Consider the following 12789-nt stretch of genomic DNA (forward strand, 5'->3'; position numbering starts at 1 on the left):
GTTGACCGAACATGGCCCCAGTCACATTCCGCACAGCCACGCATTCCTTTTTAGAAAGAGGTATCTTTTTTTACGAGACAGGCGCTTCGACACATAGTATAAGTGCAGAGTAGGTGATGTTTGCGTCGCCCCGACCCGGATGCCCGGCATGCAAGGGCGGGGTTTGATGCTGATCGCGCCGGACCGGCGCCCGGCATCGATATCCGTGTCAGGCACGGGGTGAAATATTAAGTCAGGAATAGAGGGCCGTCGCAACGCGCCCCTTGGGAAAGGAACAATGCCCATGAAACCATTCATTTTCAGCGCCGACAGCCATGTGCGCGAACCAAACAGCCTGTTTCTCGACAATCTGCCCGCATCGCTGAAAGAGCACGCGGTGCACACCGTGAAGGAGGGCGACGCGCTGGTCACGAAGACCGCGCACAAGACCATCTTCAAACTGCGCCTGGCAAAGAATCCGGATTTTGGTGGCGCGACCCGGTTGGGCATCCATGATCTGGGTGGGCGGCTGGTCGACATGGAAAAGGACGGCATCGACGCCGAAATCGCGTTCCCGAGCCTTGGCCTGTGGCTGTACGCAATCGACGACGAGGATGCCGAACTGGCGCAGTGCGAAATCTACAATGATTGGAACAACGAGTATTTTTCCGGTCATCTCGATCGCTTCGTGCGCTGCGGCGTGCTGCCGGTGCGCAACCTCGCCTATGCACAGCAGGAACTTCGCCGCATCGCGACGCTAGGCTTCACCGCCGTCATGCTGCCTTCCATCCCGATGGCCGGTATCCCCAAATATAATGACGAAGCATGGGATCCGTTGTTCAAGCTGGCGGGCGACCTGGGCATTGTGTTCGTGCTGCACACCGGAACTGGAGCCGAGACCGTCGTCAACGAGCGTGGCCCGGGCGCGGCCGTCATCAATTACAGTATGCAGATGAACGATGGCATCAACGCGATCATGTACATGGTGTCCGGGGGACTGCTCGACCGTAATCCCAAGGCCCAGGTCGCCGTCATCGAATGTGGCGCCAGCTGGCTGGCCGCGATTGCAGAGCGCATGGACGAGGTCTATGTCGCGCACGACATCTTCGTCCGTCCCAAGCTGTCGATGATGCCATCGGAGATCATCAAGCGGCAAGTGACCTGCTCGTTCCAGCACGACCGCGCGTGCATCATGTCACGATCGGTGACGGGCACGCGTGCGCTGATGTGGGCGTCGGACTATCCCCATGCGGAAGGCACCTTCCCCCATTCACGGAGCGTGATCGACGGACTGTTCGCGGGCATCGATATCAGCGAACAGGACAAGATCGACATATTGGGCGGCAACGCCGCGCGGCTGTTCAAGTTCAAGCATGATACGCTCAATCCCGACCCGCAACTCATCCTCGCCTGACGCTGTCAGCTTCAACCAAAGGGAGGGCCGCCCGGGCTGTGGCGGCCCTTTTTGCTTGTCCCCACACTCCGAACATGGTTGTCTAGGTTATATAGATAACAATCAAGGAGCATGAGGATGGAGCCCATAGACAAGGCGCTTGGCACGGACGCGACACATGGCTGGTGGACGCTGCCACGACGCCATTATGTGCTGTTCATCCTGTGCCTGGTCGGGGTCGTGAATTTCGTCGATCGCCAGATTCTCGCGATCCTCCTGGAACCGATCAAGAAAGACCTGGGCGTCAGTGACACGGCGATGGGGTTGCTGTCGGGGATCGCCTTTTCCGCCTTTTACGTGATTGCCGGCATCCCGATCGCGCGGATGGTCGACAAGGGATCGCGGCGTAACGTGCTGGTCGGCTGCCTGACAGTGTGGAGCCTTGCTACGGTGCTGTGCGGATTCGTCCAGAATTTCGTTCAGTTGGCCGTCGCGCGCATCGGCGTCGCATCCGGCGAAGCCGGCGGCGGTCCCGCAACCCAGTCGTTGCTCGCCGACCTGTATCCCATATCGCAACGCGCCACGGTGATCGGCATCTGGCTGGCATCGCAGGCGATCGGCATCGCATTTGGCCTGTTCTTCGGCGGATGGCTCAACACTGCCTTCGACTGGCGGATCGCGTTCATCGTGGTCGGGGTGCCCGGTCTGCTGCTGGCGATCGGCATCCGCCTGACCGTCAAGGATCCGCCGCGCGGCATGGCGGATGGGGGCGTCGGCAAGCAGGTGGAAACGCCGCCGCTGAAGGAGGCCTTTCTCATCGCGCTGCGTTCACCCTCGCTGCGCCTGCTGCTCATCATCGCCATGTGCTGTTCCTTCGCGGGCTATTCGATCCTGGGGTGGGGACCGACCTTTTATATTCGCGTCCATGGGATGACGACGATGCAGGTGGGAGGATTGATGGGGCTGGCGGTGGCCGGCGGGCTGTTTATCGGCAATGTCGGCGCGGGGCGGATCGCGGATCGGGTCGCGAAGGGCGATTTTGCGGTCTATATGCAGGTTGCCGGATGGGGCACGATACTGGCCGCGCCTTTCGGCCTGCTTTTCCTGCTGGCAGCCGACCCCATGCTGTCGCTGGTGGGCCTGTTCTTTTCCAAGCTGTTCATGACCTTCTGGATGCCGCCAACCTATGCTGTGGCCGTAGGCATGTCGCCGGTCCGCAACCGTGGCATGATTACCGCTTTGCTGACGCTGAGCACGACGGTTGTGGGCATCGGCATGGGTCCGGTGTTCGTGGGCGTCATGAACGACCTGCTGGAGCCGAGCTTCGGCAAGGAGGCGATCCGCTATTCTCTGGTCTTCGTGCTGGGCGGGCTGGTCGCGTGCGGCCTGCTTTGCTTCGTTGGTACCAAGCTGGTGCGGCGGGAAATCGCGGCACGGCCGGTGACGGCTCAATAAATGAAAGGGCAATGGGCGCGGCCCGGCGGACCGCGCCCATCCTGTATCAGCGGGTGAAGCTTTCGCCCTTTGCAGCCTTTTCTACCAGCAGCCTGGACGGCTCGATGCCCATGGCCTGCAAGCCGTCGACGACCTTTTGCAGGCCGACAGTATCGCCCCAGAACATCGGGCCACCGGTATAGACGGGCCAGTTATAGCCCAGGATCGCAGCGATATCGACGTCCGAGGCACGGATGGCAATGCCTTCTTCCAGCACCTTGGCGCCTTCGTTGACGACCGGGTAGAGCAGACGGGCAACGATATCCTCGTCCGACAGCTTGCCCTTGTTCGCAACGCCCTTGAAGCTGGCGAAATCCGCGATCGCGGCGGCCGCAACCGGCGACGGGGTCGCCTTGCGGTTTTCATCATAGTCGTAATAGCCGCCATTCTTCTTCTGGCCGAGGCGATCCATCTTGACCAGGTCGCCGCGAACGCTGCGCTCGGTCTCGTCGCGGCCGATGACATCAAGGCCGACAAGATCGATCATCTGGAACGGCCCCATGGCGAAACCATAGTCATACACGGCCTTGTCGATTTCCTCCGGCGTCGGCCCTTCGAGGACGAGTTCGTCGGCCTGCTTCCCGCGCTGAGACATGATGCGGTTGGCGATGAAGCCAAAGCAGACGCCGGAAAGGACAGGCACCTTGCCGATCTTCTTGGCGAGCGCCATGGCCGTCGCGATCACTTCCTTCGACGTCTTCGCCCCGCGCACCACTTCAAGCAGGCGCATGACGTTGGCAGGCGAAAAGAAGTGGAGGCCGATCACCCAGTCAGGCCTGCTGGTCGCCGCCGCAATCTCGTCCAGATCGAGGAAGGAGGTGTTGGACGCCAGGATCGCCCCCTGCTTGGCGATCTTGTCGAGCTTGCCGAAGACGTCCTTCTTGACGCCCATCTCCTCATAAACCGCCTCGATGACAAGATCGACCTCGCCCAGCGCTTCCAGCCCCAGCCTGGGCGTGATGAGCGCCATGCGCTGCTCTACCTGCTCGGCAGTCATGCGGCCTTTCTTGGCCGTATTCTCATAATTCGTGCGAATTACGCCGAGACCGCGGTCCAGCGCCTCCTGCGTCATTTCCACGAGAGTGACGGGAATGCCGACATTGAGGAAGTTCATGGTGATCCCGCCACCCATCGTGCCTGCGCCGATGACGCCCACGGTCTTGATGGGGATCGTCGCCGTGTCCTTGGGCACGTCGGGGACCTTGGCCGTCTCACGCTCGGCAAAGAAATAATAGCGTTGCGCCGCGGACTCGGTGCTGGTCACCAATTCGTCGAACAGTTCCTTTTCCCGTTCGATACCCTTGTCGAAATCCTCGATCTCGGCGGCCGCTTCAATGGCGCGGACGATATTATAGGGCGCCTTGAAGCCGCGGAAGGCACGGGCATTCTTCTTGAGATAGGCTTCGTAGATTTCAGGCTTGCCGCGCGATGGCGCCACCTTGTCCTGGCGGTCGCGCACGCGCTGGAGCGGCTTGTCGACGACGGTGCGAGCAAAGGCAATGGCGTCCTCCCGCAGTTTGCCCTCTTCAGCCACGGCGTCGATCATGCCCAGTTCCAGCGCCTTTTTCGCGGGAACCGGCGCGCCGCCGGTCATGATGTCGAGGGCGGTTTCGACGCCGACGATACGCGGCAGACGCTGCGTGCCTCCGGCGCCGGGCAGCAGGCCCAGATTGACTTCGGGCAGGCCGACCTTCGCGGACGGCACGGCGATGCGATAATGGCAGATGAGCGCCAGTTCGTAACCGCCGCCCAGCGCCGTGCCATGGATCGCGGCAACCACCGGCTTGGTACCGTTTTCGATGATGTCGAATACCGCGTGCAGGCCGGGCTCCTGCGGTGGCTGGCCGAATTCGGAAATATCGGCGCCGGCGAAGAAGGTGCGGCCGCCGCAGATCAGGACGATCGCCTTGACGCTATCGTCCTCCGCAAATTTGCGGAAGCCCGCATCGAGCGCCAGGCGCGTCTTGATGCCCAGAGCATTGACCGGGGGGTTGTCGATTTCGATCACCCCGATGCCGCCGTCCTCGACGCTGTATTTTCCGACTTCGCTCATGAAAGGCTCCTCGATTTGCAAAGCATGTTTGCATCGGTCTTTGCCCTGACTCGGCGCGCCGCGCAACCGGAGAAAGAGAACATAGTTATCCAGGTGCACTTTCGGATGCGGGGCCGACGGTTCGGCGCGTGCAAAGGGCCTAAAGCGACAAAGGTGCCGCAAGATACCGGCTGCAATGTCACCTTATGGCGCCTTTCGACCCGTCGGCGACAGGGTGGTCCCGCCGCTCCGTCCAGCGGCCGGGCCAAGCGCCTTTGAAGCAAAGGAAATCCAACATTGGAAGGGCTTTTTCCCGCGCCCAGACCGGCGCTGACGGTCCGACGGGGGCCGATCGCTAGCCGCGCACTCCCAAGCCCCGCGCGATGATGCCGCGCAGAATTTCCCGCGTGCCCCCGCGCAGCGACCAGCTGGGCGCATTCATCACGATCTTCGCGAGGACCGCATTATAGTCGGCCCGTGCGGCGAGGTCGGGTTCCGCATCGATCAGACCGCGCGCGATGTCGGGCACGGATTGTTCAAAGACCGCGCCAAGATCCTTGACGATGGCCGCATGGAGCGCGGGATTCTCGCCTGCGTCCAGCATCGCCGCCACCCCACGCGAAAGGCGGCGCAGGATGATGAGATGGGCGGACAGGCGGCCAATCGCAGCGCGAGCCAGATCGCCATGCCCCTTGCCCAGAACGGCGATGAGTTCCACGATCAGCTGCATTGAGGAAAGAAACCGTTCCGGCCCGGAGCGTTCAAAAGCGAGTTCGCTCATCACCTGGTTCCAACCATTGCCTTCCTGCCCGATCAGCGCGTCGAGCGGCGCAAGCGCATCGTCGAAATGAACCTCGTTGAAATGATGCTGGCCCGCCAGATCGATGATCGGTCGGATGGCAATGCCGGGCGTGGCATGGAGATCGATCAGCAACTGGCTGGTCCCGGCGTGACGATCGGCTGGCGTGCCTGATGTGCGGCAGAAGAGGATCATATAGTCGGATTGATGCGCGCCCGTGGTCCAGACCTTGGTCCCATTAATGCGCCAGCCCTGGGTCGTGCGCCGGGCACTGGTGCGGGTGGCGGCGAGGTCGGAACCGGAATCCGGTTCGCTCATGCCGATGCAGAACATCGCCTGACCTGCCGCGATGCGCGGTAGCACGGCTCGCCGTTGCGCTTCGGTTCCGAATTTGAGCAAGGTCGGCCCGCTCTGCCGATCACCGATCCAGTGTGCACCGACAGGGGCGCCGGCGGCCAGAGTCTCTTCCATCACGACATAGCGTTCGAAGGCGCTGCGTTCGTGCCCGCCATAGCATTTGGGCCATGTCATGCCGAGCCAACCCCTCGCGCCCATGGCACGGGAGAAATCCTTGTCCACCCCGGTCCAGCTGTCGGCGCGGCGGATCGGCGGAACATGGGCCAGCCGATCATGCAGAAAGGCGCGCACGTCGTGTCGCAAAGCCTCGGCGGCTTCGTGGCGAGGGGGCGTAGCAAAGCGGATGGGATTCATGTTTCCGTCCTGTCAGGCCGCAACGACGAAGGGCCAGAACCCATCGCGGCCAACCGCGAGCGCGGCGGCGCCCAAGCACTGCGTCCAATGGTGCGGCCCGCCATATTCGTCGCGCCAACTCCACAACGCACTGGTGTACCAGTGCAGGCGATGCTCCTGCGTAAAGCCGATCGCGCCATGCAATTGCTGGGCGACGCCCGCGGCGACGCTCGCCGCCTCCGCGCTGCGGATGCGGGCGGCCGCAACGCTGAGCATCGGGTCGCCGGCGGCCTCGGCCAGCGCCTCCGCCGCCAAACCGGCGGCAGCGCCCGCGGCGGCCGCTTCGCCTGCCATCCGGGCCAGTTCATGTTGGATCGCCTGGAATGTGGCGAGGGCGCGCCCGAATTGCTTGCGATCGGACACATGGGCGATGCTGAGATCCAGTACCTGGTCCAGCGCACCGGCGATCTGCAGGACGCGAAGGCCCGCGCCCATGAGGTAAAGAGGATGGCCTTGCGCAGGTGCTGTGGCGGTTATGGCGGCATCAATCGACAGCCTGTCGCGCGGCATATGAGCGATGTTCGTCCCCGACTCCGCCACGCGCCATCCACTGTCCAGCCGGGCGACATGGCGCGCGCCGCCAAGCAGATATTCCACGACCAGCGTGCCGACGGTGGCCCCCCAAGGCACGCGATCGGCGGTGCCCGTAATGCGCCCGTCGCGGAGAACGAGGCCCGACTCGACAGGGATAAATGCAGCCGGACCTTCCGCCAGCGGCAGCCCCGCGAGCGCGAGTGCCTGGTTCGCCGCCATGGTTTCACCAAGCGGCAGCGGTAGCGCATGGCGGCCAGCCAGACGCGCCAGCGCGAAGGCATCGACCGGATCAAGTCCGAAGCCGCCCGATCCTTCGGGCACGAGCGCCAGCGGCAGGCCCATCTGTGCGATCGCGTTCCACAGGGAGGCCGGCCAAGCCCCCCGCCGTGCGCTGCGCACCGTCGCGTCGTCGCACTGGTCCGCCATCAGCCGATCGGCCGTGCCAAGGACCATCGCTGCATCGCTCATGTGGCCATCTCCATAGCATAGGCCGATTGGGCAATGGCGTCCGCCGCCTGGCGCATTGCCGCGCCGATGGCATCCATACCCTCGGCATTCTCCCGGCCGCTGAACATAGACGCGGAGAGGACGAAGCGCGGCGCGCCGCCTGTATCCACGATCGCGGCCGCCACCGTCGAGATGCCGTGATTGATCTGACCATTGTCAATCGCCCAGCCCTTCGCCGCCGCCGCGCGCACCTGGGCGATGAACTCCTGCGGATCGGGCGCGCTTTTCCAGCGGATGCCGGCATGGACAGCCGCAATGGCCGCATCATCCAGGGCGCGACGCGCAAGCACCGCGCGACCTGTCGCACCCGCGGCGGCGGGCTGGCGCTGGCCAACCACCATGTGGATGCGCATAGCCTCCGCGCTTTCAGCGAGCGCGACCAGGACCAGGCGTTCGCCTTCGGTAAGACGCCAGAGGCCTACGGCAGCATCGAACTGCCCGGCGAGCGTCGCCATGGGTAGATGCGCCGCGCGGACGACCGCATCGCGGCCCAGCGCAAGCCGCGCGAGATCGATCGTGCCAAGACCGAGCGCATAGCGTTTCGACACCGCGTCGAAGCTCACAAGATCCTCGCGCAGCAGCGTCTTGAGCACGTTGAAGCAGGAACTGGGATTGAGTCCAAGGGCACGCGCAATGGCGGTAACGCCCTGTGGTTCGGAAAGCGCGCCCAGATGGCGCAATATCGCAATCGCCTGCACCACCGAATTGACCGGCGGCCGGAGTTGAGGATCGGGGCGAGGCATGTCCATGGCCATACCCTACCATTCACGATCATGAATGTCCATTCGCATAGTTGAATAAGTTATATAGGTAAGCTAGATCATGGGAAATCGAAATGCGGAGAGGATAGACATGGGCGATTCGGCACGGCTGGATGGCAAGGTGGTGGCGGTGACGGGTGCAGGGCGCGGCATCGGCCGCGATATCGCCTTGCTATGTGCGCGACAGGGCGCGAACGTCGTCGTCAACGACCTGGGCGCATCGGCAGAGGGCGAAGGCGCCGATGCAGGGCCGGCCGAGGAGGTCGCTGCGCTGATCCGGGCAGAGGGCGGCAAGGCCATCGTCAATGGCGCCAGCGTCGCCGAGCCGGAGGGCGCGGCATCGATCATCGAGGATGCCGTAAAGCAGTTCGGGCGGATCGATGGCGTGGTCAACAATGCCGGCATCCTTCGCGACCGCATCTTCCACAAGATGAGTATCGTCGACTGGAAGCAGGTGATCGACGTGCACCTCAATGGATCATTCTATGTGTCGAAGGCCGCGGCGCCCTATTTCAAGGACCAGAGGTCGGGCAGTTATGTCCATTTCACATCGACATCAGGGCTGATCGGCAATTTCGGCCAGGCCAACTATTCGGCAGCGAAAATGGGCATCTTCGCCCTGTCCAACTCGATCGCGCTCGACATGCAGCGCTTTGGCGTGCGGTCAAACTGCATAGCGCCCTTCGCCTGGAGCCGTTTGATCGCGACGATCCCCGCCACCAACCCGGATGAGGAAAAGCGGATCGAGCGGATGAAGACGATGACCACGGACAAGATCGCGCCGATGGTCGCCGCGCTGCTTTCCGACGGAGCGAGGGACGTCAGCGGCCAGACGTTCGGCGTGCGCAAGAACGAGATTTTCCTGTTCAACAAGCCGCGCCCGATCAAGACGATGCAGCGTTCCGGCGGGTGGACGCCCGACACTATCGTCAGCGACCTGCTGCCTGCCATGGCGCACGACATGATGCCGCTCGCGCGGTCGGCCGAAATCTGGCCCTATGATCCGGTCTGACGATCATGGCCTTTGACCCACAGGTCCTGCTGAACATGCCGCCGATCGAGACGCGGCAAAAGATCAATCCGTTCAAGGTCATGCTCTATGCGCTGGGCGTGGGTGCGGAAGAATTGCCGTTCGTCTATGAAGAGGGGCTGGAGGCGCTGCCCACCATGGCGGTAACGATGGCCTATCCGGGCTTCATCTGGCGCGACCCGGCCTATCACGTGACCTGGCAGAAGATATTGCACGCCGAGACCAGCGCGCAGCTTCATTTGCCGCTTCCGGTCGAGGGCGAACTGATCGGTTATACGACCTTCGGGCCGATCCTGGACAAAGGGCAGGAGAAAGGCGCGATCGTCTACCAGACGCGTGAAATCTACGCCGACGACGGCCGCCATATCGCGACGGTGCGTAACACCAATTTCCTGCGCGGCGACGGCGGATTCGGTGGATCGTCCGAGGGCCAGCCCCTGCCTCATGCGATCCCCGATCGCGCGCCCGACCTGATGATCGCGCTGCCCACTGCCGACAATCAGGCGCTGCTCTATCGCTTGTCGGGCGACATGAACCCGTTGCACGCCGACCCCAAGGTAGCGCTGTCAGCCGGGTTCGAGCGTCCGATCCTGCATGGCCTGGCCACCTACGGTATCGTTGGTCGCGCACTGCTGCGCGGGCTGGCCGACAATCGGCCGGACCGGATCAAGCGTATGGATGCGCGCTTTTCGGCGCCAGTCTTTCCCGGCGAGACGATCGAAACGGCAATCTGGCGCGAGGGCGAGGGCAAGGCCGCCTTCACCGCGCGCGTGGTGGAACGCGACCGCCTCGTCCTCAACAACGGCTATGTGGAGTTCCAATGACGAGCGAAACCGGCATCCTGCGCTTTGGCGCCTATATTCCGCGCAACCGGCTCCAGCGATCGGCGATCTTCGCCGCCAATGGCTGGTTCGCCGGTGGCCTCAAAGGGCTGGCCAAGGGCGAGCGGGCGATCGCCAACTGGGACGAGGATCCGATCACCATGGCGGTGGAGGCAGCGCGCGACGCGGTGCCGGAGGACCAGCGCGGCGCGGTGGGATCGGTCAGCCTGGCATCGACCACCCTGCCCTTCGCCGACCGGCTGAACAGCGGCGTCGTCAAGGAGGCGCTGACGCTGAACGATGCGACTGGCGCATTTGACGTGACCGGGGGGCAGCGCGTGGCGACGTCGGCTCTGATCCAGGCGCTGGCGGCGGCGAAGGGGGGAGCAAAACCGCATCTGGCGCTGGCGTCGGAAATGCGGCTGTCCAGACCCGCCTCAGAATCCGAGATGGTGCAGGGCGATGCGGCCGCCGCGCTGCTTATCGGCCAGGGTGATGTTGTCGCGAAATATCTGGGCAGCCACAGCGTCACGATCGACTTCGTCGACCATTTTCGCTCGTCCGGCCAGGACTTCGACTATAGTTGGGAGAGCCGCTGGATCCGCGACGAAGGCTATAGCGGGATGATCGGCGCAGCGTTGACCGATGGTTTCGCGGCGTTGGGCGTGACAGGGGCCGACATCGACCGATTCATTGTGCCGATCACCGCGCGGGGCGTCGCCGAAGGACTGGCGAAAAAGGCCGCGATCAGGGCCGAAGCGGTGGCCGACCGGTTGGGTGACAGCGTGGGCGACAGCGGCGTCGCACATCCGTTCCTGCTGCTTGCTGCTGCGCTGGAGACGGCGCGCGCGGGCGAGAAGATAGTGCTGGTGGCCTTCGGCCAGGGTGTGGACCTGCTGTTGTTCGAGGCGACCGGCAGCGGCGCTTCGCCCGCGCGCGGTGTCGCAGGATCGCTGGCTCGCGGCGTCAAGGACGGCAATTACCTGCGCTGGCTGTTCCATCGCGGCAATCTCGGCCTCGATCGGGGAATGCGCGCCGAGGCCGACCAGAAGCAGCCAGGCACCACATTGTGGCGCAACCGCAAGGCGGTGCTGGGACTCGTCGGCGGGCGGTGTGCGAAGACTGGGGTCGTGCAGTTCCCCAGGAGCGACATATCGGTCAATCCGAACGATCATGGCTTCGGGACGCAGGAGGATTATCCGCTGGCCGACCGAAAGGCGCGGATCGTGACCTATACGGCGGACGCGCTGACCTACTCCCCTGCCCCGCCCAGCTATTATGGCATGATCGACTTCGAGGGCGGCGGCCGGATGATGGCCGAGTTCACCGATGTCGAGGCCGACGATGTCGAGGTCGGACGCGACATGGCGATGATGTTCCGCATCAAGGCGATCGACGAGATTCGCGACTTCACCAAATATTTCTGGAAGGCCGTTCCGGCAGCCTGATCGGCGCTTCCAGCCAAGGAGAAAGTCTATGGCACGCGGTATCAAGGACAAGGTCGCCATATTGGGCATGGGCTGCGCCAAATTTGGCGAGCGATGGGACAAGGACGCCGACCAGCTGATGGTCGAGGCCTATGAGGAGGCGATCGCTGATGCGGGAATCGAGACGTCGCAGATAGATGCTGCGTGGTTGGGCGTAGCCTTTGATGCGGTGAATATCGGCCCGTCGGGCATTCCGCTCGCAACCGCGCTGCGGCTGAAGAATATCGGCGTCACCAAGGTCGAGAATTACTGTGCGAGCGGCACGGAGAGCTTTCGGGGCGCGGTCTATGCCGTGGCGTCGGGCGCGGCGGACATTGCGCTGGCGCTGGGTGTCGAGAAGCTGAAGGACACCGGCTATGGCGGGCTGCCTGTCCGCACGCGCGGGACCATGCATGACATGACCGGAATTACCGGGTCGGCGCCGGGCAATTTTGCGCAGCTCGCATCGGCCTATCGCAACACGCACGGTGTTTCGAAGGAGGATCTGAAACGCGCCATTGCCCATGTATCGGTCAAAAGTCATGCCAATGGGGCGAAGAATCCGAAGGCCCATTTGCAGAAGGCCGTCGACATGGACACCGTATTGAATGCCCCGATGATCGCCGAGCCGCTGGGCCTGTTCGATTGCTGCGGCGTGTCGGACGGCGCGGCCTGCGCCATCGTCACCACGCCCGATATCGCCCGCGCGCTGGGCAAGACCGATATCGTCACGATCAAGGCTTTGCAGATCGCCAGCTCCAATGGTTGGGAATTGCAGCATGGCGGCGGCTGGAATGGAAGCTATTTCCACACCACCCGCATCGCTGCGGAGAAGGCCTATCATGAAGCCGGCATCACCAATCCGCGCGAGCAGATCAGCCTGACCGAAGTGCATGACTGTTTCTCGATCACCGAACTGGTGACGATGGAGGATCTCTACCTCTCCAAGGAAGGGGAGGGCTGGAAGGATGTGCTGGACGGCATGTTCGACGCCGATGGCAAGGTGCCGTGCCAGATCGACGGCGGCCTCAAATGTTTCGGCCATCCGATCGGCGCGTCGGGTTTGCGCATGATCTACGAAAACTATCTGCAATTGCTGGGCCGCGCCGGGGCGCGGCAGCGGCAGACGCCGCCCAGCCTGGCGCTGAGCCACAATCTGGGCGGGATGCCGAGCCAGAATGTGTCGGCCGTTGCCATCGTGGGGCTGGCCGATGCTTGAGGTC

General features: G+C 63.4%; 10 protein-coding genes. 6 read left to right on the forward strand and 4 right to left on the reverse strand.

The window, feature by feature from the left end:
* The first annotated feature begins 283 nt into the window (after positions 1–283).
* Together A7Q26_RS20280 and A7Q26_RS20285 are read left to right on the forward strand one after the other, a co-directional pair.
* A complete protein-coding gene (locus tag A7Q26_RS20280; RefSeq protein WP_066863590.1) occupies positions 284–1393 on the forward strand; it encodes an amidohydrolase family protein in 1110 nt (369 codons plus the stop codon).
* 117 nt (positions 1394–1510) lie between these two features.
* Positions 1511–2827, forward strand: a complete 1317-nt coding sequence (locus tag A7Q26_RS20285; protein ID WP_198163005.1) for a spinster family MFS transporter — start codon at positions 1511–1513, stop codon at positions 2825–2827.
* A 46-nt stretch (positions 2828–2873) separates the two neighbouring features.
* Here A7Q26_RS20285 and A7Q26_RS20290 read toward each other — a convergent pair whose 3' ends face one another.
* The 4 genes from A7Q26_RS20290 to A7Q26_RS20305 form a co-directional block, all read right to left on the reverse strand.
* Entirely contained in the window at positions 2874–4919 is a 2046-nt protein-coding gene (locus A7Q26_RS20290; RefSeq protein ID WP_066863593.1) for a 3-hydroxyacyl-CoA dehydrogenase NAD-binding domain-containing protein, read from the reverse strand.
* A gap of 334 nt (positions 4920–5253) precedes the next feature.
* A complete protein-coding gene (locus A7Q26_RS20295; protein WP_066863595.1) occupies positions 5254–6408 on the reverse strand; it encodes an acyl-CoA dehydrogenase family protein in 1155 nt (384 codons plus the stop codon).
* Between the two features lie 12 nt (positions 6409–6420).
* The gene (locus A7Q26_RS20300; RefSeq protein WP_084439237.1) at positions 6421–7449 is read right to left on the reverse strand and encodes an acyl-CoA dehydrogenase; all 1029 of its coding nucleotides are present in this window, start codon (positions 7447–7449) and stop codon (positions 6421–6423) included.
* The gene (locus A7Q26_RS20305; RefSeq protein ID WP_198163006.1) at positions 7446–8237 is read right to left on the reverse strand and encodes an IclR family transcriptional regulator; all 792 of its coding nucleotides are present in this window, start codon (positions 8235–8237) and stop codon (positions 7446–7448) included. Before A7Q26_RS20305 ends, A7Q26_RS20300 begins: the two co-directional genes overlap by 4 nt.
* Positions 8238–8340: 103 nt before the next feature.
* Here A7Q26_RS20305 and A7Q26_RS20310 point away from each other — a divergent pair, with 103 nt between their 5' ends.
* Genes A7Q26_RS20310 through A7Q26_RS20325 form a run of 4 tightly spaced genes read left to right on the forward strand, consistent with a single transcriptional unit; the run spans position 8341 to position 12785 of the window.
* Complete coding sequence (locus tag A7Q26_RS20310; protein ID WP_066863600.1) at positions 8341–9261, forward strand: SDR family NAD(P)-dependent oxidoreductase; 921 nt, start codon at positions 8341–8343, stop codon at positions 9259–9261.
* 5 nt (positions 9262–9266) lie between these two features.
* On the forward strand, positions 9267–10103 hold the full coding sequence (locus tag A7Q26_RS20315; RefSeq protein ID WP_066863603.1) for a MaoC family dehydratase: 837 nt from the start codon (positions 9267–9269) through the stop codon (positions 10101–10103).
* Positions 10100–11548 carry an OB-fold domain-containing protein gene (locus tag A7Q26_RS20320; protein WP_066863606.1) on the forward strand — a complete coding sequence of 483 codons (1449 nt, stop codon included), beginning with the start codon at positions 10100–10102 and terminating at the stop codon, positions 11546–11548. Before A7Q26_RS20315 ends, A7Q26_RS20320 begins: the two co-directional genes overlap by 4 nt.
* Positions 11549–11576: 28 nt before the next feature.
* The gene (locus A7Q26_RS20325) at positions 11577–12785 is read left to right on the forward strand and encodes an acetyl-CoA acetyltransferase (protein ID WP_066863609.1); all 1209 of its coding nucleotides are present in this window, start codon (positions 11577–11579) and stop codon (positions 12783–12785) included.
* Positions 12786–12789 lie beyond the last annotated feature (4 nt).

Origin of the sequence: Sphingobium sp. TCM1 (assembly GCF_001650725.1) — a bacterium.
GTDB lineage: Bacteria > Pseudomonadota > Alphaproteobacteria > Sphingomonadales > Sphingomonadaceae > Sphingobium.